General features: G+C 56.6%; 20 protein-coding genes. 7 read left to right on the forward strand and 13 right to left on the reverse strand.

The window, feature by feature from the left end; translation table 11 throughout:
• Window position 1 precedes the first annotated feature (1 nt).
• From J3U88_RS00240 to J3U88_RS00265, 6 genes are all read right to left on the reverse strand, one after another.
• Window positions 2–1,492: a DUF922 domain-containing protein gene (locus J3U88_RS00240; RefSeq protein ID WP_207856102.1), complete on the reverse strand. Its 1,491-nt coding sequence runs from the start codon at window positions 1,490–1,492 to the stop codon at window positions 2–4.
• A 157-nt stretch (window positions 1,493–1,649) separates the two neighbouring features.
• A complete protein-coding gene (gene nusG, locus J3U88_RS00245; protein WP_207856103.1) occupies window positions 1,650–2,192 on the reverse strand; it encodes a transcription termination/antitermination protein NusG in 543 nt (180 codons plus the stop codon).
• Between the two features lie 98 nt (window positions 2,193–2,290).
• Window positions 2,291–2,986 carry a protein phosphatase CheZ gene (locus J3U88_RS00250; RefSeq protein WP_207856104.1) on the reverse strand — a complete coding sequence of 232 codons (696 nt, stop codon included), beginning with the start codon at window positions 2,984–2,986 and terminating at the stop codon, window positions 2,291–2,293.
• A 44-nt stretch (window positions 2,987–3,030) separates the two neighbouring features.
• Window positions 3,031–4,782, reverse strand: a complete 1,752-nt coding sequence (locus tag J3U88_RS00255; protein WP_207856105.1) for a sensor domain-containing diguanylate cyclase — start codon at window positions 4,780–4,782, stop codon at window positions 3,031–3,033.
• Window positions 4,783–5,087: 305 nt separating this feature from the next.
• Window positions 5,088–5,945, reverse strand: a complete 858-nt coding sequence (gene cysQ, locus J3U88_RS00260; protein ID WP_207856106.1) for a 3'(2'),5'-bisphosphate nucleotidase CysQ — start codon at window positions 5,943–5,945, stop codon at window positions 5,088–5,090.
• A gap of 9 nt (window positions 5,946–5,954) precedes the next feature.
• Window positions 5,955–6,548, reverse strand: a complete 594-nt coding sequence (locus J3U88_RS00265) for a nitroreductase family protein (RefSeq protein ID WP_207856107.1) — start codon at window positions 6,546–6,548, stop codon at window positions 5,955–5,957.
• A 187-nt stretch (window positions 6,549–6,735) separates the two neighbouring features.
• Between J3U88_RS00265 and J3U88_RS00270 the strand changes: the two genes are divergently transcribed.
• Both J3U88_RS00270 and J3U88_RS00275 read left to right on the forward strand, forming a co-directional pair.
• Window positions 6,736–7,032: a DUF1820 family protein gene (locus J3U88_RS00270; RefSeq protein WP_207856108.1), complete on the forward strand. Its 297-nt coding sequence runs from the start codon at window positions 6,736–6,738 to the stop codon at window positions 7,030–7,032.
• Window positions 7,029–7,565, forward strand: coding sequence for a D-glycero-alpha-D-manno-heptose-1,7-bisphosphate 7-phosphatase (locus tag J3U88_RS00275; RefSeq protein WP_207856109.1), 537 nt, complete (start codon window positions 7,029–7,031; stop codon window positions 7,563–7,565). Before J3U88_RS00270 ends, J3U88_RS00275 begins: the two co-directional genes overlap by 4 nt.
• A 3-nt stretch (window positions 7,566–7,568) precedes the next feature.
• Here the strand turns inward: J3U88_RS00275 and nrdR are convergent, their stop codons facing one another.
• The 4 genes from nrdR to lnt all read right to left on the reverse strand — a co-directional run bounded on the left by nrdR (window position 7,569) and on the right by lnt (window position 12,927).
• Window positions 7,569–8,030 (reverse strand): transcriptional regulator NrdR, encoded by a 462-nt coding sequence (gene nrdR, locus J3U88_RS00280; protein WP_207856110.1) that lies wholly within the window; start codon window positions 8,028–8,030, stop codon window positions 7,569–7,571.
• Window positions 8,031–8,973: 943 nt separating this feature from the next.
• Window positions 8,974–10,059: an alpha-ketoacid dehydrogenase subunit beta gene (locus tag J3U88_RS00285; RefSeq protein ID WP_207856111.1), complete on the reverse strand. Its 1,086-nt coding sequence runs from the start codon at window positions 10,057–10,059 to the stop codon at window positions 8,974–8,976.
• A 15-nt stretch (window positions 10,060–10,074) separates the two neighbouring features.
• Window positions 10,075–11,040 carry a thiamine pyrophosphate-dependent dehydrogenase E1 component subunit alpha gene (locus J3U88_RS00290; protein ID WP_207856112.1) on the reverse strand — a complete coding sequence of 322 codons (966 nt, stop codon included), beginning with the start codon at window positions 11,038–11,040 and terminating at the stop codon, window positions 10,075–10,077.
• Window positions 11,041–11,430: 390 nt separating this feature from the next.
• Window positions 11,431–12,927 (reverse strand): apolipoprotein N-acyltransferase, encoded by a 1,497-nt coding sequence (gene lnt, locus J3U88_RS00295; protein WP_207856113.1) that lies wholly within the window; start codon window positions 12,925–12,927, stop codon window positions 11,431–11,433.
• Between the two features lie 420 nt (window positions 12,928–13,347).
• On the opposite strand from lnt, the gene J3U88_RS00300 reads away from it, so the two are divergent.
• The 4 genes from J3U88_RS00300 to J3U88_RS00315 all read left to right on the forward strand — a co-directional run bounded on the left by J3U88_RS00300 (window position 13,348) and on the right by J3U88_RS00315 (window position 19,042).
• Window positions 13,348–15,426 (forward strand): O-antigen ligase family protein, encoded by a 2,079-nt coding sequence (locus tag J3U88_RS00300; RefSeq protein WP_207856114.1) that lies wholly within the window; start codon window positions 13,348–13,350, stop codon window positions 15,424–15,426.
• Between the two features lie 34 nt (window positions 15,427–15,460).
• Window positions 15,461–17,287: a DUF4838 domain-containing protein gene (locus J3U88_RS00305; RefSeq protein WP_207856115.1), complete on the forward strand. Its 1,827-nt coding sequence runs from the start codon at window positions 15,461–15,463 to the stop codon at window positions 17,285–17,287.
• Window positions 17,288–17,319: 32 nt separating this feature from the next.
• Window positions 17,320–17,583 carry a hypothetical protein gene (locus J3U88_RS00310; protein WP_207856116.1) on the forward strand — a complete coding sequence of 88 codons (264 nt, stop codon included), beginning with the start codon at window positions 17,320–17,322 and terminating at the stop codon, window positions 17,581–17,583.
• A 244-nt stretch (window positions 17,584–17,827) separates the two neighbouring features.
• Window positions 17,828–19,042, forward strand: a complete 1,215-nt coding sequence (locus J3U88_RS00315) for a class I SAM-dependent rRNA methyltransferase (protein ID WP_207856117.1) — start codon at window positions 17,828–17,830, stop codon at window positions 19,040–19,042.
• On the opposite strand, the gene J3U88_RS00320 is transcribed toward J3U88_RS00315, so the two are convergent.
• Window positions 19,039–19,707 (reverse strand): PilZ domain-containing protein, encoded by a 669-nt coding sequence (locus J3U88_RS00320; protein WP_207856118.1) that lies wholly within the window; start codon window positions 19,705–19,707, stop codon window positions 19,039–19,041. The genes J3U88_RS00315 and J3U88_RS00320 overlap by 4 nt on opposite strands.
• Window positions 19,708–19,975: 268 nt before the next feature.
• The gene (locus tag J3U88_RS00325; RefSeq protein ID WP_207856119.1) at window positions 19,976–20,149 is read right to left on the reverse strand and encodes a hypothetical protein; all 174 of its coding nucleotides are present in this window, start codon (window positions 20,147–20,149) and stop codon (window positions 19,976–19,978) included.
• Here J3U88_RS00325 and argF point away from each other — a divergent pair.
• The gene (gene argF, locus J3U88_RS00330; RefSeq protein WP_207856120.1) at window positions 20,148–21,125 is read left to right on the forward strand and encodes an ornithine carbamoyltransferase; all 978 of its coding nucleotides are present in this window, start codon (window positions 20,148–20,150) and stop codon (window positions 21,123–21,125) included. The two genes, J3U88_RS00325 and argF, sit on opposite strands and share 2 nt — an antisense overlap.
• Window positions 21,126–21,586: 461 nt before the next feature.
• On the opposite strand, the gene thrA is transcribed toward argF, so the two are convergent.
• Window positions 21,587–24,034: a bifunctional aspartate kinase/homoserine dehydrogenase I gene (gene thrA / locus J3U88_RS00335; protein WP_207856121.1), complete on the reverse strand. Its 2,448-nt coding sequence runs from the start codon at window positions 24,032–24,034 to the stop codon at window positions 21,587–21,589.
• Between the last annotated feature and the right edge of the window lie 125 nt (window positions 24,035–24,159).

Below are 24,159 nucleotides of genomic sequence, written 5' to 3' on the forward strand. Positions count from 1 at the left end.
GCTATTCCTTGTTGACCGATTGGACGGGTTCCGGCCCGCCGTGCTCGAGCTGCAGGAGTGCATGGCGTGCATAAGGCAGAACCTCCGCCGTTTCGGCAAACAGCTCGAGTGCTTTTTCTTCGTTGGGGTTCGTGCCGATGCCGCGCCAATACATAATCCCCAGGTTGAATTTGGCGATTAGGTGGCCCTGTCGGGCGCCGCTCTTGTAAAGCTGAAACGCTTTGCGCGCGTTTTGTTCCACACCGAGCCCGAATTGGTACATCCGCCCCAGGTTGACAGCCGCCTCGCCCCGATCTTGGCCCTGCGCGCCTTTGTAGGCCTTTCGGGCCAGGATCCACGATTGATCCGCGCCTTCGATGCCGAGCTCATAGGTTTGACCCCGGTAAAAATGACTGATCGCAAAAGGCGACGCTTTATGCCATTTGGGTTTCCAGTAATGATCCGCCAGCATGGCCAGGGCTTCCTTGCTGTCCGACGCATATTTGGCTTGCATCTCGCGGCGGCGACCGTGGTGGGTGGCGTCGTCGTAGGCTTTCTGGGCCGCGCGTAGCTCGCGCAGCGTTTCCGAATAGAGTTTAAACGCGCGGCGGCTTTGATCGGGTGCAATCGCGCCGAGTTGGGCCCGCAGTTTGCGCGCATAGATCTCGGAAATGTCAAAGTGCAGTTGCTCATGGGCGAGTGTGTATGGGTTGGCGTAACCGGAGCGAACCCATGAACGGTTGGGGTACATGACGGCAAAGGCTTTAAACCCATGGCGAGACGCTTCAAAATGGATCGTCGTCAAAATATAGGCGCCCGAGTGACGTTTTTGATCCAACGTGTTTTCGTTGCTGAAATCGTCCCAGGTCAAGGGCCGGTCGCTGTCCCAGGCTTTCATGCGCACCGGCATGCCGCCCTCGCGCATGAGGCGTTCGACCTTTTCCTCGCGTTCCCTGAGGGTCGAGTCCTTGGACGACACAATCGAATAACCATCTTTGTCGAGCTTGCGAATCGGTTCCAGGCCGGAGGTGTCATTTTTTGCAGCCATTGCCGCCGCGGCTTTTGCCTCGGGTTTGCGACTGTTGGCCACGGCCGGGTCGAGGTCTTTTTTGATGCGCGGATCGCTCATGTCGATCAGCGGCACATCTTCTTCCTCGGATGCTCCAGAAACGGCGCCTTGGTTTTTGGATGCCTGGGTGTTCTTGCCGCTGTCGGCTTGGTGTGCCGGGGTTTTGGGGGGTTCCAAAGGGTCGTGTTCGGGGAGCAGGCCGTGTTCGCGCAAGGTCGCATCGACGTGGGCTAGAGTTTCCGATTTCTTGCGCCACGCCTCGCGTTCTTGTGGCTCGAGCACCTGCCAAGCGTACCAGGCCGCGAGCGACGCAAAAAACGCCAGCCCAAACAGGGTGCCTACCGTCTTGGCGAGGCGAGCACGCCAAGAAGTGCGAATGTACATATCAATAAGGGGGTTTTCATTGGGTTTGTCATCATCTTGCGTTTTTTTGGGGGGTTGCATCGAACATTCCTGAGATAGAAAAATTAAAGGAGCAATACCAGATAAGGACAGAAGCACCCTATGGGCGAAAGTTCGCCGCGAAAGGTGCCAACTGAAAGCCGGGGGGAGCGGCTCAGGGTCAAGCACAGCTGGTTGTGCATGTTGTGAGAAATGCGGGTTAGCGGGAGGCCGAGTGTTCCAAGTCGCCGGGGTCGATTTCGATTTTGACCAGTTTGCCATAGGCCAGTTCGAGGAGCAGTTGAATACGGCGGTTGCCCCGTTTCTCGCGAATAATGCCCTCGCAACCTTCAAAGATCCCGCGTTTCACCCGTACACGGGTACCCGAGACAAGTTCGGGATCGTCACACAAGACATCGTTGGCGTCGCAACGCGCTTTGAGACAATCGATGACCGCGTCGGGGATGGGGATAAATCGGTCACCAAAAGTGACGACCCGTGAAACACCGGGGGCGAACTGGACCTTGTGTTTGCTGTGCTCCATATCGCAATGGACAAAAACATATCGTGCAAAGAGCGGCATGCCGACGGGGGAGTTGCTCTTTTTGGCGGGGTAGGTTGGAAAAAAACAGGTGATCCCGTGGGTTCGCTCAAGATTGAGCTTTACCCGGTGTTCACTTTTGAGTTTGGTGGTGATGAGGTACCAACCCAGCATAAAACGCCCCTTTCCATGGTGGGCGGCGTCGAAAAGAAATGAAACCAAGCGGACGCCCTGCACCCGCTGTTCATCATACCGCTTTTTGCCGGTTGCGCCGTGTTGATGCCGGGAATTGTGCGCCGGCGCAAGGCAGGCCGAATGGGTTAAATCCCGAATTCCGCGAGAAGCTGATCAACCAAACCCTGTTTGTTGGATGCTTCGATTTCTTCGTCGTGAAGGTGTTTGAGCATTTCCACGTTCTCTTCGTTGTTCTCGCGGCTTTCCTTGATTTTGAAAATGATCAGGAGATCGATCAGGCGCTCTTCAATGCCTTCCAAGCAGGACATGATGCTCATGATCTTTTGTTGAGTGACGTCCTGGAATTCCATCGCATTGATGATGTCGTAGGCCGACCGTTCCAACTCTGAAGAATTCGTTTCCAACTTGCCCTTGGCCTTTTCGCGGTCCGAGTCCGTTTTGGCGGCGGCCAATTCGCGGTAGAGGTCGCGGTTCTTGTGAATGTTGGCCAGAATTTCATCGGTTTTGTCCAGCACAAGAATGGTGGCCTTCTCGGTATGGTCGATGACCGCCTTGACTTCCGACATGGCGCGGGGTGTGTCCTCGACGTTTTCGCCCAGGTTCTTGTCGAGGGTGCGTAGGTTCTTCATTGTGGTATTGATGTAGTAGGCAAGCTCGCCGATCAAGCCGGTGGCGTCAACCTCCACTTCCTGATGGTAATTGCCCTCGGTCAGGTTTTTGACCGTGGAGACAATATTCTTCAGGTGGGGTTCAATCAACTCGGGTGAGTTGTCGCCGTTCTGGCTGTTGGGTTTTTGGGGATCGGTCTGGTCTTTTGTCATAGGTTCTTCTATTCGGTTCCAAAATTGTAAGAGGGCGACCTGGATCAGCGGTACCGATCATGAGTCTGGTAATACCGGTCTTTGGCTTCATACATTCTTTCGTCAGCCAAGTTAAAAACTTTATCAATGCCGGTCTCTTCCGAGGAAGCGGCGCCAACACTCATATGCAATGGTTGGGATATTTTATCCCCATTGTCGTCCGAAAAACAATAAGCGGCCTCTTCCTGAACCGTATTAATCCGCGCTTCCAGGGCCGTGACCCCTTCTGAAGCGGTGGAAGGCATTAAAATGACGTACTCGTCACCACCAAATCGCGACAGAATATCGCTCTCACGGATCGTGGTTTTCAGCAAGTTCCCGCATGCCACGATCAGGGCATCGCCCGCCTGGTGGCCGTACTTGTCGTTAATTCGCTTCAAACCGTTGATATCAATCACGATAATGCTGAAGTTGAGGCCGACTTTTTCCGCTTTCTCCTTTTCTTCTTCCATCCGCTTTTCGAAGTAGGCGCGGTTGTAGGTGCCGGTTAAACCGTCGATATGGGCTTGGCGCTCCAGGTTGGCCACCAGTTTCAAGTTGTCGACGCGCGAGCCCACCATGTTCAAGAAAATTTTCAGGATGCTCATGCGTTTTTCTTCGAGGTCGGGTACATCCCGCACCACCAGGAAGCCGGTGCCGCTCGTGACCCCGCCCGCCAAGGCAAAGACCGTCCATCCTTGTTCTTCCAGCGCCCCGGGCGGACTGTTGTTAAACGTACGCAGGAACCGCTTGCGTTCCTCGCCCGGCATGTTAAAAAAAGCCGCTTGCTCCACGTTGCGCGAGGGTGTCTGTTTGGTGATCAGGGCCATCGGCACGCGTTCACCGGGGAACAAAGTGTGGCTGAGTTCTTCCAAGACCTGTTCAAAGACCAAATCGACGCTTTCGCTGTTCTGCAGGTTAACCCCGCGGCGCACAATCGCATTGAGAATTCGGTTGATCTCTTCCAGCTCGCTCAAATGGCTGCGGATTTCCATCGCCAGTTCGATCATGCGGCTTGAGTTATTGAGCGAGAGAACAAAATCATCGCCGACCTGGGAGAACTCCTCCATCACGTAACCGGCGGCTTTGTCGCCCGCAATTTTTTGCGTTAACTTGTTTTGCAGTAGTCCTTTATCGCTGATAGGACAGTCGTTGCAGGGTTTTTTTCGGTGAAACAAGAGCTGGTAACAGGTTGACGGTGTGGTCTCGGGGTCCTGATTCCAGAAGTTATCGACCAAATGGTCCGTGCGCGCGTTGCGATCTTGGATCTTGTGGTTTTTGTCGATCATGATCACGCCCGCGCTGACGCCGTCCATAATCATCGGGAAATTCTGTAGCTTGCGTTCCGCCGTGTTTAATTTATGGCGCAGCATGCGGTGTTGCGCTTTGTATTTCTCTTCGCTGGCCTGCATCTCACTCAAAAATTTTTGGCTCTGTTCTTTGGCGGTTTTGAGGGCGGCCACCATCTGGGTCTTGTCGTCGAGAAAACACACGGCATGGTTGTGTAACAGCCGGTACTCGCATGTCATAAATGCCTGGCGCCCACTGAAATGGCCTTGACCTGCTTTTTTGAAGGTTTCCCCTTTGTCAAACAGGGCCTTGACCCGGCAATCCTTACACACCGATTTTTCCGCCCACAACGCCTTGTGGCAGGGTTGGCCCACGAGCAGGTCGGCCGCCTGATTGGCGTAAACAATGCGGTAGTTGCGATCAATGACCACGACCTTAAACGGCAAGTTTTCGAAGACCTGGAGATCGGGGTCGGGGAATGTCACCATTCGGATACCTTTCGTAAGGTTGACGGAGCCGGTGGTCGCCGACGGGGTGTTAAAGCGGCACCACCCTAGGCGTGCCGCGACAAGTTTGGGTCTCGGAAAAACGATTGAGCCGCGGAAGACCGAAGGGCCGAGCCTTGGCGTGCCGCGGAAGGCGTACCTTGCGATCTGCCGGCAAGTCAAGGGGTCCTGCAATGGATGGTGATGTGACCTGAAAGAGAACTCCAGTATGCATGACCCGTGGGATTACCGCAAGGACATAGACTCCATCGGTAGCCTTGGTGGAAAAGATAAATAAGGCACCCGTTTTATTTTGAATCGGTGGGTGCCTGGGGGCGCTTGTTGCAAAGCCATTGGTGGAGCGCGCTGTCGGTGGTGGCGAGGAAACCGCCGTCCAGCTTTAGGTTTGGACTGTTGTATTGCAGTGGATCGCCCTGCCAGTTGCTAATCAAGACGCCGCTTTCCGAGGCCACCAGGTGCGCGGCCGCGACATCCCACTCCGCCAGGGCGTGGAAGCGGGGGTACACTTCCGCGCTGCCTTCCGCCAAAAAGCAGAATTTAAGCGTGCTCCCCGCCTGGACCTGCTCGTGGTTGGGGATGGTGGCCAACAGGTTTTGTAGATTCGCGTCGGGATGGGAGCGACTGACCGTGACACGAAGGCGTTGGTCGTCGCGCAAGGCAGGTGCCTGGAGGCGGCGCGGCGATGCGCCGACCTCGCCGGTGAAGCGATAAGCGCCCGCGCCGCGCGCTGCCACGTAGCCGACTTCCGTTAAAGGCACATAGACGATGGTGCGTATTGGGGCGCCTTGTTCAATGAGCGCAATATTGACCGTAAACTCACCGCTCCCGCTAATGAATTCGCGCGTGCCGTCGAGGGGGTCGACCAGCCAAAAGCGGGGCCAATCGCGGCGGGTTTCGTAGGGCGGTAGCGCACCTTCCTCGGAAATGATTGGGATGTCCGGGAACCGTGCCGCCAGCGTTTCCGTGATTACCTGGTGGGCCGCCTGATCGGCCGAGGTGACCGGTGAATCGTCGCTTTTATAATCGAGCCGGTAGTCTTGCCCGTAATACCGGAGAATGGCGCGCCCGGCGTCCCGTGCGACGGCCACCAGGGCGTTGACTTCTGTTTGCCAAGGACTCAGTGCTTCGGGCCACGCGATGCTCATGGTGTGCTCCTATAACCAGACCGTTTTTTCGGAAAGGGGGCGTCGTTTCGAGGTGGGGAACGGGCAGGCTGGGTAGCCTAAATACAACAGGCCCATGAAATGGCTGTTTTCCGCCATCTCCATTAATTCGCGCAGCTCGGGATGATCGTAATATCCGGGGGTGGACCAGATCATGCCGACGCCCAACGCATGGGCCGCGAGGTGCATGTTCTGGACCGCGCAGCCGACCGCAAGTATTTCCTCGTAAAGCGGTAAGTTTGCCTTTTCACCCGGACTGCAAATCACCGCGATGACCACGGGGACCAGGGTGGGGCGCAGCCGCGTTTTCTTGAACTTGGCTTCAAAAAATGACGGACCCGCGAAGCTTTGGTAAACCTTCGCCAGACCTTGGCCCAAGTCGTCGCGGGCCGCTTCGCTTTGGTAGATGCGGAAACGCCAGGGTTCCGTGTGGCGATGGCTCGGCGCTTGATTGGCCGCCTCCAAAATCGCCGCGAGGTGTTCTTCCTTCAGCGGATCCGGTTTCATGGATGCGCTTGGCAGGCTGCGTCGGTGGTGGATGGCGTTCAGGACGTGTTTGGCGTAATCCTGGTGGTCGGCGATCATGGTACGGCTCCCCAATAGTGATCGATACGGGTAGAAAACCCAAGCCGTGTATTGTAACCCGCATTGAACTTCGTGACACGGTTTGCCGCCCATAGCCAGGCTGGTGTGAAAACGGTTGAGAAAAACGGTTGAGAATGGCAGGATCAGGACGGGTTTCGGGCCCCCAAGGGCTGGACTGGAGGAATCTTTGTACAAAGTCCATTTTCGTTTGCGAGAAGAAGAGTATCAATTGGTGGCGGAATCACTGGATTTGAGCCATCCCTACTTCGTATCTATTAAAGACATGATTCTTGACTACGAGGAGGGTTTGGTCCTCAACCCCCACCTGGAAAATACCAAAAAGCGTTTTGCCGAGGTCGCCTCCATTATGATTCCGCTGCAAAATGTCCAGTTGATTGAAACCTTGCAAGACCGTCCCAAGAAACCGCGGGAAAGCGGCAATTTTGTGGTGCTGCCCGCCTCCGATAAGCCGGATAACGAATGACCCAGCCGCCGATTGCCACGCTGTTTCTGGACCGGGACGGCGTGTTAAACCGCCGTATCGTCGATGATTACGTGACCTGTCGCGATGAATTCGAGATCTTGCCGGGCGTACCCTCATCCCTGCGCGCCTTGCAGGAGGCCGGCTTTCGTTTGGTGGTCGTGACCAATCAGCGAGGGATTGCCGTTGGGCGCATGACACGGGCGGCGGTGGACGACGTTCACGTTTACCTCAACCAACACCTGGCCGAGGTAGGGGCGACGATTGACGCTTTTTACGTCTGTCCCCATGATCGCCACGTGGGATGCCCCTGTCGCAAGCCCGCGCCGGGACTGCTTGATCAGGCCCACCGCGATCAGCCCGTCGATTGGGCCGCCTCTTATTTAATTGGCGACAGCGACAGCGATATCGCCGCGGGTAGGGCACGTGGTGTGACCACCCTCAAAGTCGCGGGCGAGGGCGACGGCACGGCCGACTGGATGGTGCCCGACATTGCGGCGGCAACGGCTAAAATTTTGGCGCATCAGAACGGGTAGCATTTATTTTTCGTCATCGCGCATCAGGGGTTTTACTTCACCCACAAACTCGGAAACATCTTGGAATTCGCGATACACCGAGGCAAAACGTACATAAGAAACTTGGTCGAGTGCTTTAAGTCGGTCCATGACAATTTCGCCGACCTCGGTCGTAGAAATCTCGCGGTCCGGTTTTTGGTACAAAATCGAGAGTACGTCGTTCACAATGCCCTGGCATTCACTCATGCTCACCGGTCGTTTTTGACACGAGGCGGTGATGCCGTTTAACAGCTTGCTGCGGTCAAATAACTCGCGGCGCCCGCCTTTTTTGACGACCATGAATTGGATCTCTTCGATGCGCTCGTAGCTGGTAAAGCGGCGGCGGCACGCGCTGCATTCGCGGCGACGACGGATCAGTTCGCCGTCCTTACTTTCGCGCGAATCAACAACCTTATCACCAAGGCTTCCGCAAAAAGGGCACTTCACAGGTGCCTCCCCTCAAATCTTTACCGGTTCGCCGAGCGCGTGCGCTGTCAGGTGGACCGTAACTGACAAAGTATAGACCCTCTCCGGCACGCCCTGCAAGCCGGAAGGCTTGGCAATCCCTTGACCAAGTCGCAAATCAGCAATCCCAGAAGCCCCGGATGCCTCGTTGTGCGAGCCCGCGGGAAATCACGGCCCGAGGATCGCGAAGCAACGGCATCATCCAGTGGTACACCCCTTCAGCCCTCAGCGATGGGCGGAAAAAGGGACGAATCGCCGGCCTTATCCATGTGCGCGATCCATGCCGAGAAAATAAGGAAAACAAGGGTCGGCCACCTGTAAAGCGTTGACTGGGTTTGGTTTCTTCATTTCTCAGGATATTTGGATGGATACAGGATGGGCGGGGAGCCTTAGGAATGAACCGAGCAAAGAGGCGCCGCGGATGGATGGGTCCACCTGGCTCAGGGTTCATTGAACCGGGTTCACTCGATTTTTTGATCCATTGAGATCATCCTCGGAATGAACGGGAAAGCAATTGTCTGGATGGTTTTGTATTTAAATATGTTACACGGTGCAATCTATGAAAAAGCAAAAGAAGATCAACGAAGCATCGGCCTAATCCGCATGCGCGATTCATCCAGCCCAACCTTGTTGGGCGGGCAGAGGGGAAAACGGCAAGGCGCCATCCTCATTTCATCCGCGCATCCTGAGAAATAGCGGATACCAACCCATGCCTATTCTAACCCGCATTTCTCACAAGGAATTCTGCTACGAAGCCGAAGGCCATGCGATTACTTCGCTTACTCGCAAGGCTTTCTGCTTCTCGCGACGAATCCTTGTGAGAAATGCGGGCTAAGCCAAGCATCCTCAACCCATCCCAAATAAAAAAGCCAACCGCATACAAACGGTTGGCTTTTCCCTATCATCAAAAACGAAAAGAAACCGGTTAGGGTTCCTCGCCGCAGATACCCCGCAACTCACGCACGATGTCGTTGATTTGCGGTACCGAGGCTTCCTCGTAAGCCGGGTGCAGGCCTACGCCGGGGACGTCCACGCCCGCGAGCAGTCGCGGTTTGGCCGTCAATTCGTAGAAACACTCGTCGACGATGGTGCGCAGGATGTGCTCACCGAAGTTACAGACCGGTGTGTCTTCGTTGAGCACCAAACAGCGCCCGGTTTTGCGGATCGAGTTAAACACCGTCTCGCGGTCCCACGGATACAGCGTACGCATGTCGACGATTTCAACATCGATGCCGTTTTCTTCCTTGAGAATTTCAGCCGCTTTTTCGGCCAAAAAGACGTGACGGGCGTAGGTGATCACCGAAATATCGGCGCCTTCGCGGTGGATGCGTGCTTTGCCGATGGGCACCTGGTAGTCGGTTAAGCCCTCCGGCCATTGGGGTTCCCACCTGGAGCGGACATCGATGATGTCGTACAAGGTGGGGCCCGGGGGCGCATCGATCATCTTCTTGAGCTCGCGCTCGTCCGCGGGTTCGCCGGGAATCAGATCTTTGCCTTTGACCCGAATCAATGCCTTGGGATACATGTACATCGTCGGGTTGTTGTCTTTGATCGCCGAGATCATCAAGCCGTAGGCGTCGATGGGTCGGCTGGGCAGTACAATTTTCCAACCGGGAATGTGGGCCGCCATGGATTCGAAACTATGCGAGTGGTAGATTGACCCGTGAATGCCCGCGCCGACAATCGTGGTAACGACCATCGGCAGGTTGTATTGTCCCATGCTCGCCCAGCAGGTGTTCCCCGCCAACTTGAGCAAATCAATGGTGTTGAAAATGTAGTCGCCGAACTGAATTTCCGCGACCGGGCGCTGGCCGGCGAGGGCCAAACCGATGGCCGTGCCGATGATGCCGCGCTCGTCGAGTGGCGAGTTCCACGCGGTTTTCAGGCCTTGTGAGGCCGTGAACACACCGCCGAGCGGTGGGCCCACGTCCTCGCCGAAGACGTCGGTGACGCCGAGATGTGTTTCGCCGTAATGTAGTGCCATGCGAATGGCTTGTGCCATAGTAGCCATGCGTTCCCCTTCCCCCTAAGCTTCAGCGTAAATGTGCTTGAAAACGTCCGCGGCCGTGGGTGCGGGTTCTTTGCGCACCTCTGCCAGCAAGTCCTTCATACGCTGCGTTTCCGCCGCGTACTTTTTGTCGAAGTAATCCTTTTCGATGACCTCTTCCGCGACCAGGCGATCGATCCACACAAACAGTGGATCGGCTTCCAAGCCGTCGGGGACGCGGTTGGCGCCGGAGCTGGACGAGTGGCCGTGCAAACGCGAGACCATGGCTTCCAGGTAGTAGGGTTTGCGTTCCGTGCGGCAATAGTCCATTGCCTCTTTGAGCGCGTTGTAGGATTCCTCAACGTCGTTGCCGTTGATCACCTTGGTGGGGATGCCGTAGCCGGCGACGATGTTGGCAATGTGCTCTTGGCCGTGTACCTCGTCGTAGGGCGTGGAAATCCCGTAGGCGTTGTTGGTACAGATCCACAGCAGCGGCAATTCCCACTTGGGCAGGGTCGACCAGTTGAGGCCGACGTGAAAATCGCCCTCGGCCGTGCCCGCATCGCCAAAGGTGACGATCGTGATACCGTCGCCGCCGTGGCGTTTCTGCGCGCGCGCCGTGCCCGGGGCCACCGAACACTGGGTTTGGATCGTGGACGTAACCGGAACCACGTTCCACGCCTTGCGCACGTAGTGGTTGCAGAAGTTGCGACCGCCGGAGAACGGATCGGTCACCCGGTTGTGCATTTGGCGCAGTTCATCGGCGGGATCCATGCCGAGTGCAATCATTGTTGCGCCGTTGCGGTAGTGAAAATGAAAAAAATCGTAATCGAGGCCGTGACCCCGTTTTGCAAGTAACCCCAATGGTACGTTAAAGGCTTCTTCGCCTACGCCCCCTAACCAGAAAAAGCCATCGGTTGATTTGGACATTTTGACCATGCGTTCTTCCATGCAGCGCGCTTCGATCATTAAGTCCAGAATCTTCACCTTCAATTCTTTATCCATGAACATTCACCTCGAGTAAGGATCCTCGTTTCAGACGTGAGTCGGCATTGCAGAGAGCAATTCCTCAATAAATCCGGCAGCATGAATCGCTGAAACGGTTTCGCGTTGGGTGCCTTTCGGACACAAGGATATCGTGGCTTTTCTCGCTGACGGTTGCTCCCCGTCTGCTGGACGGCGAAAACCGGTTTCGTAGGTAGGAATGATCAGGACCGCACACCATCTCAAAACGGACTTTGAGAACATCCTCTAACGTGGGTTTCTGAACGCATACGTGATGGAGAAAAGCAAATCGCAATCAAGAGCGAAGCTTGATAAAAAGAATCGTTACCAGTCACACAATGTACCACATGCCTTTGCCGCTTGGAAAGAATGCCCTGGCAGGAGGGCGGTTCAGCCTGCATTGTTTCGCTGTTCTCGGAAGCGTGCGAACAACAGCGTGCCCACCGCGAATACGGCGACCAGTACATCGCCGAGCCACAGCCATTTACGGCTGATCGTGCGTGGCATCTGTACCTCGTAGATGTCTGCTCGTGCCTCGTAGAGCGGGGAGGGATCGTGAATTCGGCCGTCCCGGTCAACCCAACAACTGATACCCGAGTTGGTACTGCGAATTAAGGGGACGCCCAGTTCCGTGGTCCGCGCTTGGATCATCATCAAATGCAAGGCGCTCGCCTTGGTTTCGCCAAACCATGCGTCGTTGGTGAGGTTGAGAATCGCGTGGCCCTCAAAACGGCGCACGTAATCGCTCAGCAGCGCTTCGAAACAGACCATCGGAATGAAGGACCGTTCCCGCCAGGTGAAGGTGCGATCTTCCGTGCCCGCGCTGAAGCCGCCCAGTGCCGGATCGAAGAACTTCGCCCAAGACAATATCCAGGGTAGGCGCTCACTAAACAGCACCAGGTTTTGTTTGCGGTACATTTGCGGCGGCGCGTCGTCCGGGGTGATCATCCAAATCTCGTTGGTAACCTTGCGGTTTTCGAGGCGACCGACCGCACCCGTGACGATGGGTGCTTTGAGTTGCTTGGCGAGGAACCGCAGTTGCGCCTGGTACCGTTCCGAACGGGCCAGCACAAACGACATGGCTGTTTCCGGCCAAACCACCAAATCCACGTTGCGGTGTTTGAACGAAAGTGTGGGCTGCAGGTGGGCGCGAACCCGTTCTTCCACGCTCACGCGGCCGCGTTTGGCCCAGGGAATCAGGTTTGGTTGGACCACGCCCACGCGCCAGGTATCGGTTTCGACCCGTTGATGGAAACCCGCGCCGAGGAGCAAGGGCAGCACCAGCGCCGCGAGTGCCGCCCCGGTAAGGGGCCGGTCCCAGGATTTTGTAACCGCTTTTACGAAAAGGACTTGGCACATCACCATCCAAAAACCCAGCCCGAACACGCTCCACAAGGCCGCCGCTTTCATCAGCGGCGCCCAGCCGTTGAGCAGGCTGCCGAAACTCCAGGGGAACACGTACGGGAACACCCAGCGTTGCAGCAGCAGCCACCATGCCGCCGCGCAAACCGCGTAGATCAAAGCGCGAAGGCGTGGGTTGTCGCCGCGGTAAAGTCGTTGCGCAAACCAGGGATAAAGCAAGAGCCAGAGGCCAAGGTCCAAGCCTTGGAATAGCCAAAAGGCAAAAGCACCCAAGCCTGAAATGAAGACCGATTGCCCGCCGAAATCGCGGACCGTGTAGTAAATCCAATAATAGGAAAAGGCTTGGGTTAGCAAACCCGCGCCCCAACCCATGGCGAAGCGGACCCAACCGCGACGCCGATCGTGGGCGACCAGCGGGGCCAGGGCGAGTAGTGCCAAAGGGAAAAGCAGGGTTGGGGCCGCTGCCAGGGTGAGGCATAGCGCCGTGAGCAAGCAGCATCCCGCCGACAGGAGTCCGTGTTTCATAGGGGCGATTCCGGGAGTTAGCCCACAATTCTCACAAGGATTGGTAGCAGAATTCCTTGTGAGAATTGCGGGTTAGGATGGCCGTGTGCGGACGGCGCACCCACCTTAACACTCGCCCGCCATTCCCACCAGGGTTCGTTGCACCTCCCGAAATTGCGGCACGCACAATGGTTCGCCCGCAATTCTCACAAGGATTGGTAGCAGAATTCCTGGTGAGAAAGCGGGTTACAACCGCGGCCAAAGATCCTGGTTGTGCTTGTTTTCCGGTGTGGCTCGGTTGATGCCCCGCCTCTTTTGGGCGTCTCGCAAATAAAAAGCATGATCTTGCAGGGGATTCAGGTAGAATGCACACACTTGACCCCGTACAACTGAATGGTTTTTGTCCTCGTTCTTGATCCCCCTGACGATTGGAATTCTGTTATGGAGAAAAAAAGCGCGAAGAACTACCGGTCTCAGGTTGACCTGATCTGGACGGTTCTTTTCATTGATATCGCTTACCTCTTTTTGCGTTTTGGCGGAAACGCCTATTTGGACCAACTGATTCACGGCTTTTTTGTGGCCGTGCTTGCGGTGATGTTGATTCGCCTGCGCCGCCAGTTGCGTTACCCGCGTGCCGCCTTGCCGATTTGTTACGGCGCCTTGGCCCTCGCGCTTTTCCAGTGGATACCGCTCGGGTCCGGTTTGTCGGCGCTTTTGTCGCCCGTCAAAAGTGATATGCAGCAAGCCGTCACCGCGCTTTATCCCGAAATCACGACCACCACCAGCATCGCCATCGTGCCCCAGCTCCATGGGTTGGAAACCGCGAGCTGGTGTCTCGACTTATTTCTCGTGTTTTTCTTGTTTTTGGTGCCCCGCCCACGTCGCGAATTGTTTTTCCGGGGATTCTACGGGATCGGCATCCTTGTTTGCGGCCTGGCGGTCGGGGTAGATAACCCGATTAGTTCCAATCTTCCGCCCTTTACGTGGTACGCCGGGACCTACGGTGGTCTGGTGAACCGCAACCATTTTGCGCTTTTGGCTGTCGGCCTGGTGCTCATGTCCTATTACCAAATCTTGGTCAACCTGAGCATCTTTTGGCGCGAACGCAAAAAGCTGCGCCAAAACGCCGACCGCGCCGCCAAGCGGGTAATCGCACTGGTTTCCTACATCATGGCCTTTGTGTTTTTCTTTTTCACCTTCACCCAAACGTGGTCGCGTGCCGGCGTGGTGGGTTTCCTGCTGGGCCACCTGGTGTTGCTGGTTTTACTCACCTGGCATTACCTGCGCAACAGCCGTCGCCGCAAATGGTTGGTGCCCGCCATGGCGCTTGGTTTTGTCGGAATCCTGCTCTTTTTACCGCTGGGCACCGGCTTTGAACGCCTCAAACAATACGGGCTCGAGGACCAAAACCGCTTGAGTCTGTTGTCGATTGGGATGGGTTACGTCCAAAAAGCGCCTTTGTTTGGCAGCGGCCTCGGCGCGCCCCAGGAAATCATCGATCCCGTTGAACCCCGTTACCTCATCATTACCCGAAACATGCGGCACTTCCACAACGAGTACCTGGAATTGCTGGTTGAAACCGGGCCGCTCGGTTTGCTGGCACTGCTCGCCTTTTTGGCGTTTCTGGGATGGGAAACGGCGTCCGGTTTGTCGGAAGAGGATGAGAAACGAAAACTCATGGCCGTGGTGCTGCTCTCCTGTTTCATTGTTTTTTGTATGGCCGCCTTTGTGGCTTTTCCACTGCAGACACCGGCCATGCGTTGTTTTGTCCTTGCCGTGATGTTCTACGGCTTGAAGTACATTCACCAGGACGATTCCGTCTATAAGGTCAAACATGCCGACCTGCTTAAAGGTCTGCCCTTGCTCGTGATCGGTCTGTTGGTTCCTCTTTCCTGGTTACCCCATTACCTGAATGACGATCTCGAAACCCACAAGGCCGAGCAGGCGCGTCGCTATGGCTTTTTCTACCGAGAGGCCTTCCTCGAGGCCAACGGAGATATCCAAGCCGTTTTCATGGACATGCCGCCCGCGGAAACACTCCAAGCCCAAATTCCCGAGATGCGTGCCCAACTGGTGACCTATTTGGAAGCGCAACCCTTCGGCCTCAAAGCCCTCAACAGTATGTTTGTGTTGGAGCTGTTGGAAGAACGTCTCAAAGATCCTGCTTTTACCGAGGAGCAATACAACCGCTTTCACCAGAAAGCGTTGGCACTTCAGGAAATCGGCCGCGACGCCAACTTCCACGCGGTCGCTTCGCTTTATTTCCTCGGGTCTGTCTACGAGGGTCATGTCCCCGAAGCGCATCGTGCGGCTTGGGAAGAACTCAAGAACCACGTCCACATTCGCCGCTTCGCAAGCCGCAAAAAACAGGAAATGGAGCAAGCCGAAGAGAACCCACCCGAGGGGTCGCCACCCGAGGGCGCTGATCAGGGCGATACCCCGAGGCCCGTCGGCGAATTAAGTGAATTGCGGGACCAGGCCCGGGGTGAGACCCTGCCAGCCGACCGTCTCGCGGAATAGGGACTTGCGTTTTCTTCTGATCCTATGCGCGTTTTTGAGCGCGAACCTTCCGGGTGTCGCCGCGGATGGTTTTCCCCTCTATCGAGAGGGGCGGTGGCTGCCCGAATTGCGGGTTGTCTCTGGTCCTTCACGGCAGATCAATCGCTTCACCCGGATGCTGATTCGGGAACAGTTGCCCGAGGCTCTTTCTTCTGAAAAAGGGGTGGAACCCATCACGCTTGAGGCGGTCGCCTCCGCGGGCAGCGCGGAAAAACCGGTGATTATTCTGGTGGTTGGCGCGGACGCGCAACGGTTATTGGGTGATGCTGTCTCCTTGGCGGATTTGCAGGAAGGTTTTGTATTTGCCTTCCCACGTCCCAACCAGATGGTAATTGCCGCGCTGAATCACGACGGTTTGTTTTTCGGGACCGCCGACTTTTTAGAGCGCTACCTCAACCGGCGTTGGTTGTTTCCCGGTGAACCGGGTTGGTCGCGGCCCATTATTCGCGATTTGCGAATCCCCACGCGGACCGTGGTCGAACGTCCCGCGTTCCGCCATCGCAAGCTTTCCGGGATGCTGGGGCCCGGCTGGGAAACCTGGGGTTACTTTCACAAGGCGTTTGATTATGTTCACCGCCATCATTCGTTTATTCAGTGGCTTCCGCCCGAGCAATACAACCACCTTCACCATTTTTTTCCCGAAATCGACGGGAAGCGGATGGTTCCCGGCGGCAATCACGTTTACGTTTGGCAGCCGTGCCTCCATGCCGAGGGTTTGTTGGAAGAGGTCGTCAACAACATTCGCATTTATCTCGACTGCCACCCTCATCAAAAAACCGTGTCCCTTGCCATCAACGATTCCATCCGCTGGTGCCATTGCCAATATTGCGCGCCCTTTTACGAGGAAGCGAACTCATTGGGGCTGCTCCACGCCAGCGAACTTTATTATCCTTGGGTCAACCAAGTGATCGAAGAAGTCCTGGTGACCCATCCCGATATCTGGTTCGGTTTGATTGCCTACGCCAACGTGCACGACCCACCCTTGCAAAACCCCGAGATTCATCCTCGCGTCATTCCTTTTTTGACCTATGAACGATTGCGCTGGTTGCGTGGCAATTACCGTGAGGTTGATCTGGCGCGCCACCGTGGTTACCGCGATCGCGGGCTGCAGGTTGGCTGGTACGACTACATCTACGGCACGCCTTACCTGATTCCCCGCCCGCTGTTCCGGCAACTGACCGACCTGTTTCGGACCGCCTCGGAAAACGGCGTCGCCCATTTTTACCTCGAGATTTACCCCAACTTCGGCGAAGGACCCAAACCCTACTTGGTGACCAAGTTATTGTGGGACCCTTATATCGATGTAGAAGCGACCTTGCGCGATTGGTACGTGCATGCCGTGGGTGAAGCCGCCGCCGGCGATCTGGCCGCCTACTTCGCTTTTTGGGAAAACTATTGGTACGAGCGTGTGCCCGAACTGCCATGGTTTCACAAAGGTTATACCTATCTCTATTTTCAGTTTCCCGATTACCTGCGTGCTTTAACCTTTGACGACATCCACCTGTGCGATACCTTGATGGGGCGTGTGTTGGCCAAGGCGGAAACACCTGAGCAGCAAAAACGGGCCTCGTTGCTGTACCGGGCTTACCGCTTGTACCGCGCCCATGTGGTTTCTTATATTGGTTTGGTAAAAGGTGAGATGGAGCCGGGGCAAACCCGTATCGACTATGTGTCGACTGACTTGCGCCGTTACCGATTGATGCAGGAAACCCTCGACCATGTGTTTTTGTTCCATCCGCTGCGTTTCGACTTCCGCCGCAACCTGCACGAATTGAACTGGGCCCACCCGGAACTGTGGCGCGATGATCGCGAGAAACGCTAGCTCGCCTGTTCCCGGGCCGAAAGGAAGATTTCATGGTGAAGCGCCGATCCATCGAGGTCCACTGCGGCTGTGGCAAGTTGTTGGCCAGGTACAGCAAAGGCGGAAAAGGCCGTTTGGTGAAAATGTTTTTCGAGCGCATTTTGGTGGATGCGTGCGGCGTTTTTTTGACCGAGCCGGCACCCGCGCTTCACCAGGAACTGTTTTGCCCGCAATGTCAAAAACGCATCGCCACCGTCCAGGTGATCCGTGGAAAATTTGCCGCAAAACTGAATCAGGGTGCTATTGTGCAACCCTAGCCCGCATTTCTCACGAGGATTCGTCGCGAGAAGCTGAAAGCCTTGTGAGTACGAAGATTACGACCAAGCGCAAACGGAGCGGGGCCGACCCTTCGGCGTAGCAGCGCTACGTCGCGTATTGCTCGATTGAGTAAAGCGGAAGGCCGCCCCCTCGTAATCGCATGGCTTTCGGCTTCGCAGCAGAATTCCTTGTGAGAAATGCGGGCTAAACCCATGCCGACCCTTCCTACAAAAGTGAGTGCCCATGACTGCCGGTGATTTTCCAGAGATTGTACTTAACAGCAAAAAGGCCAAGATCCTAACGCGCTTCCGCCACCCTTGGGTATTCTCCAAAGGGTTGCTCAAAAGGCCGCCGCTGGAACCGGGCACCACCGTGGCCGTCAAAGATCCCGAGGCCAATCACCTGGGCTGGGCTTTTTACCATCCCCGCAACAACATCGCGCTGCGGTTGGTTTCCTTTGGCGCGGAACCACCCGACGGCTCCTTTTGGCGCCGTCGGCTTGAGGATGCTTGGCAGCTTCGTCGGCGTTTTTTACCGGAGGGAACCGACGCCTTTCGCTGGATTCACGGTGAAAATGACGGTTTTCCCGGCTTGTCCGTGGACGTGTACGACCAGTTGTTGATCGTCCAAATTGCCACCAGTGGTTTTGAACAACAGCGTGACCAACTCTTGGACCTGCTGCGCGACATTTCAAAAATCGAAGTGATTTACGAAAAAAGCGACACCCATGCGCGCGGCCAAGAAGGTTTGGAGCCCCGCGTCGGTTTTGTCGGCGCTAAGCCGTTTAGCCCCATTTTCCCCTTTCGAGAAGGCGGGGTTTCGCTACAACTAGACACCGGCTATATTCACAAAACCGGTTTTTACTTGGATCAAGCGCCGCAGCGTCAGTGGGTCCGCCGTTTTGCCAAAGACTTGGATGTACTCGACCTTTTCTGCTACACCGGCGGTTTTGCCGTGAATGCGCTGTTGGGCGGCGCCGCGACGGTAACCGCCGTCGACGCCTCGGCCGATGCCTTGCGCCAGGTAAAAGAACACGCGGCGCTGAACCAAGTGGACCAAGCGCGCCTCAAAACCCACAAGGCCGACTTATTTGCAGCCCTTGCCGACAAAGCGAGCGCCTTTTACCGCGAGGCCGGTTATGACCTCGTCGTTTGCGATCCGCCCTCGATGTCCAAGCAACGCACCAACGTGGAAAAAGCCCTCAAGGGTTACCGTCGTTTGAACCGTGATGTGGCCGGCCATGTCAAATCAGGCGGACTCCTTCTGACCTTCAGTTGTACCGGCTTGGTCAGCGAAAAAGATTTTCAGCAGAGCGTGTTTCTGGGCTTGCGCGATGCGGGCAAAAGCGGACGGGTGGTTTCCCTGTGCCACGCGGGTGCCGACCATCCCTGGCTGCTCGATTTCCCCGAGGGTTTTTACCTCAAAGGTCTGGCGCTCGTCGTCCAAGATGGCGGCTAATTTTTTGCCGGCTTGGGTTTTGGGGCCACGCTTTGCGCCGCCGACAACATTTCTTTTAAGGCGCGCGGCTGTTTCTTAAAGGTGCAGATCAATAGCTGTTGCATGCTGTCGCCGACCTGGCGGTTTTTGACGTTGGCGACCAGCAGGTCCACCAATTGGTCGCTCATCGAACCAATCGTGATCATCGTTTGGAACAGTTTGGTGCCGGGTTTAAACCCGATTTTGCTGTCGTTGACGATGCTGATCCCGCCTTCGCCAATGTCGAAGATCTTGAGCACGAGGCTTTTCTGGCCGCGGTTGGTGCTCAACAAGATTTTGACCGTTCCGTTGGGGTGAATCACAAACCGCTTGCGCGCCGCGTTACCCGCCATGTTGAGTTTGGCCGGGATTTTCACATAAAAAATCGGGTTGCCGTTGTGGTCGATGCCGGTACGGATCACCTCGGTTTTGAACGACGTCATGTTGCTGAGGATGCGAATCTCCAGTTCTTTTTTGCGCAAGGCACCCTTGAACCCACCGATGATTAATGAGTCGCGGAACACCTTGCGCAGGCGTGAAACGGCGTACTCTTCCTCGCCCGCGTAGCGGATCTCTAATTCGGGGGCTTCTTTGAGGAGCTGTTTGAATTCTTTTTCGATTTTGTTGCCGAAAAATGCGGAAAGCATGGGGGGCCTCCCTGAACACACCACCCGCGCGAAGGCACGTTGGTTTGGGCCCGGAATAGGGGATTCTTGAAGCCTTATCGGCTGTTCCTGGAAAAAGGTAAGCCCCACGGGGTTTTTCCCTCGGCCTGGATCGGTACGGCGCCGCGGCGCCCTGAACAAAACAGCGCGTGACCAACGCGCTTCAGTTACGGGACGGAGGGCCTCGAAGCCAGGTGCGACAAGGGTTTAGGGGCCGTGCGATTGAGGTTTCGCCGCCGCGGGTGATGTGTTAGGCTTCATCGAATTCAAACGCGGTTTTTGGGCCGGCACCAACCGGAGCCGCCTCGCACAAGGCGGGTGTTTGCCGTTCGCCCAAAACGATCAGGCCTGGGTTCACGGCCCAGGCGTTGCGGCCGGCGGTTTGCGTTGGTCCGAACACATTACATGCGAGGAAGGTACCCATGGCTTTTAACCTCAAGGGCCGTCACTTGTTGACCCTGGCCGATTACACGCCCCGAGAAATTGAATACTTAATTGATTCCGCCATCGATTTAAAGAACCTCAAGCGCGCGGGCGTTTTTCCCAAGAACCTGGTCAACAAAAACATCGCCCTCATTTTCGAAAAACCCTCGACCCGGACCCGCTGTGCTTTTGTCGTGGCCTGTAACGACGAGGGTGCCTTCCCCGAGTACCTCGGCAAAAACGACATTCAAATCGGCAAAAAAGAAAGCATTGCCGACACTGCCGCCGTTTTGGGGCGTATGTTCGACGGGATCCAATTCCGCGGTTTTAAACACGAAAGTGTCGAGGGTTTGGCCAAACACGCGGGGGTGCCGGTTTGGAACGGATTAACCGATAAGTATCACCCGACCCAAATCCTCGCCGACTTCATGACCGTCAAAGAAAATTTTGGTCGCATCAAAGGCATTAAATTTGCTTATGTCGGCGACGGCCGCAACAACATGGCCAACTCGTTGCTGATCGGTGCCGCCAAAATGGGCATGGATTTCCGCATCGTGGCCCCCGCCGACCTGTTTCCCGAGCAAGCCATTCAAGAATTGGCCGCCACTTTTGCCGCCGAATCCGGCGCGGTTCTGACCTACACCGACCAGGTCGGTGACGGTGTTGCCGGCTGCGACGTGCTTTATACCGACGTCTGGGCGTCGATGGGTGAGGAAGACCAAATCCCCGACCGCATCGCCAAACTCAAGCCTTTCCAAGTGAATCAGGCGATGGTGGACGCCACCCAAAATGAGGAAGTGATTTTCCTACACTGCCTGCCCGCCTTCCACAACGACGAAACCGAGCTGTCGCGGCAGTTCCCCGATATCTGCGAGGTCACCGACGAGGTGTTCAGCGGCAAAAGGTCACGGGTCTTCGACCAAGCGGAAAACCGCATGCACACGATCAAAGCGGTGATGGTGGCAACCCTGGCTTAAGGTGGACATTTTTTCGCTACAAGGATCGTTGAATCGGCATGAAAGGGCGCTGATCCGGCGCTCCCCAGCGGGGCGCGCGCACCTTTATGCGGGAGCCTCACCCACATTTCTCACCAGAAGCTCTGCTTCGGCGTTGAAATAGCTGCGATTACTTAGGTTACTTGTTCGGGCGAGCCTCGGCGTAGCGCTGCTACGCCGAAAGGTCGGCCCCGCGAATGGTCGGCCCCGCTCCGTTTGCCCTCGGTCGTAACCTGTGTACTCACGGAGACTACAAAGCTTCGCGACGAATTCTGGTGAGAAATGCGGGCTAAGGCGAACAACACCTGGTTGCCCTGAACGCGTTACGAGCATTTGGCCCAGGGTAAATGGTTGTGTAACAACCGTTTACCCTGGGTTTCTTGGGGTTTCTTGGGGTTTCTTTTGGTAGGCCGCCGAAGGCGCCGGCCTTGTAAGAACCTTCTTTAATTGAGACGGCCTGCTTTCATGATGTCGCCCAATACGCCGGCCGCGGTGACCTCGGCGCCCGCGCCCGGTCCGCGGATGGTGAGCGGGGTGTTGGGGTAAAAGTTGGTGTAAAAGCAGAACATGTTGTCGCTTCCCGAGGTCGCGTAGAACGGATGGTCCGCGCCGACCGCTTCCAACGCGACCCGTGCTTGGCCGTTGCTGTAACTCGCAATGTAGCGCAACACCTTGTCCTCAATACGCGCCTCTTCCAAACGCTGGGCCCATTCCCGGTCAAAGTCGGGCAAGGCGTTCATGAAGGCGTCGACCTCGGCCACCTCGCGCAGCGCCGCCGGAATCAAACTCTCCACGGTGACGTCTTCCAACGCCAGGCGATAGCCGGCCTCGCGGGCCAGAATCACCAATTTGCGCGCCACGTCCATGCCGTTCAGGTCCTCGCGGGGATCGGGTTCGGTGTAGCCGGCCTCGCGTGCCTCGCGCACCAACGCGCTAAAAGGTTTGTCTCCGTTGAAGGTGTGGAACAGGTAGCTCAAGGTGCCCGACATCATGCCCACGATCCGTTGCACGCGGTCGCCTGCCTCGATTAAGTCGCGCAGCGGACCGATCACCGGTAGGCCCGCGCCCACGTTGGTTTCGTAGAAGAAACCTGCGCCGTTGCGGCGGCTCTTGTAGTGGAGCTGGTCGTAAAACGCCATATCGCGGGTGTTCGCTTTTTTGTTGGGTGTTACCACGGAAATGCCCGCGTCGAGGGCTTGAAGGTAAAGCGGCGCCGTGGCGTCGGTGGCCGTGTTGTCCACCAGGATCTTGTGGGGCACCGGCATGTCGCTTACGTTTTGCAGGAAGCCGGCGAGATCGCTGGGCTCCCGGCTCGCGGCCAAGGCTTGGTCCAGGCCTTCCAGATCGAAACCTTCCTCGCTAAAGGTCATGACCTTGCTGTTCGCCAAACCACAGACCACGATGTGGATGTTGTTTTTCTGGTTTTTCCGGCGTTCTTGAAGTTGTTTGGCGAGTGCGCCGCCAACCAAACCGTGGCCCAGCAAGAAGAGGTGGACGCGGCGTTCCTGGGGGAAAAAGAAACTGTCGTGCAGGGTGCGCAGCGCGCGCGGCAGGGCGTCGTGGTCGACCACGAAGGAGACATTGCGTTCGGAAGAACCCTGGGCAATGGCGACCACGTTTACCTTGGCGTGGGCCAAGGTTCTGAAGATGCGTGCGGCGATGCCGGGCACCAAACGCATTTGCTCGCCGACCAGGGCGATCACGCTTTTGTTGGGTTCTACTTGGGCCGGGTTGACCTGTTTGCGGTGAATTTCCAGGGTAAAGGCCTCGTTAATCGCGCGTTCCGCCGGCTCGGCGTCGGCTGGGGCGACCGCCACACAAATCGAATGTTCGGAGGAGCCCTGGGAAATGAGGATCACGTTGACCTTGGCCGCCGCCAAGGCCGCGAATAAGCGACCGGCAATACCCGCCGCCGCGATCATGCCCGCGCCGCTTAATTGCAGCAGGGTGACCTTGTCAATCGAGGAAATGCCGCTGGCATGGTAGGTATGGGCCTCGCGTTCGCGCCCGACCACCGTGCCCGCAACCTCCGGGCGGAAGGTGTTTTTGATACGCAGCGGAATTTGGGCGTCCATCGCCGGGGCCATGGTCGGGGGATAAATGACCTTGGCACCGAAATGCGCCAGTTCCATCGCTTCCTCGTAGGTGAGTTGGTCAACCGGGAATGCGCGCGGGACTTTGCGTGGATCGGCGGTCAGCACGCCGTCGACGTCCGTCCAAATTTGAATCTCTGAAGCACCCAGCGCGGCGCCGAAAATGGAGACCGTATAGTCTGAGCCGCCGCGACCCAGGGTGGTGGTTTCGTCGTTTTCGGTGGCGGCGATAAAGCCGGTAACCACCTGGAGGTTGGTGTGGGTGTCGAAATATTCGCGGATGTTGCGGTTGGTTTGATCGAAGTCGACCTTGGCGTTGCTAAAGGTGTTGTCCGTGCGTACCAGACGGCGGGCGTCGCAAAAGTCGGCCGCCAGATCGCGTTCGCGCAGTGCCGCCGCCACGATGTAGCAGGACAAACGCTCGCCGAAACTGACAATAAAATCTTGCGTGCGCGGGCTTAACTCGCGGATCAGGGAAACGCCGTTGAGCATACCCGCCAAATCGGCGCATTCGTGTTCAATGTGTTGTTCGTGTTCCGCGCGTCGGTTGATGGGAAACAGGGCGGTGAGCGCGTCGCGGTGGCGTTGGATAAAGGCGTTCAGCTCTTCTTTATAGGCGTCGCCGCCTTGCGCCGCCAAAGCGGCGGTCTGCAGGAGCTGGTCGGTGGCCCCGCCAAACGCGGAGCAAACCACCGCGCGGGCGTTGTCAATGGCGCGCGCCGCGACGATGATATCCAGCGCGGAGAGGACCCTTTCCGGCGTGCCCACGGAGGAGCCGCCAAATTTTAATACGATCATAGGTATCACCTAAACATGAGGAATTGGGGTTGCGGCGTTGCCTCCATGAGGGACGTCACCGACAGAAAACGCGGTACAAAGCCGTGGGGGAACGCTTGGTGCCGCGTAAAGTTGTCGCATCATAG

The sequence above is a fragment of the Acanthopleuribacter pedis genome, from assembly GCF_017377855.1.
Classification (GTDB): Bacteria; Acidobacteriota; Holophagae; order Acanthopleuribacterales; family Acanthopleuribacteraceae; genus Acanthopleuribacter; species Acanthopleuribacter pedis.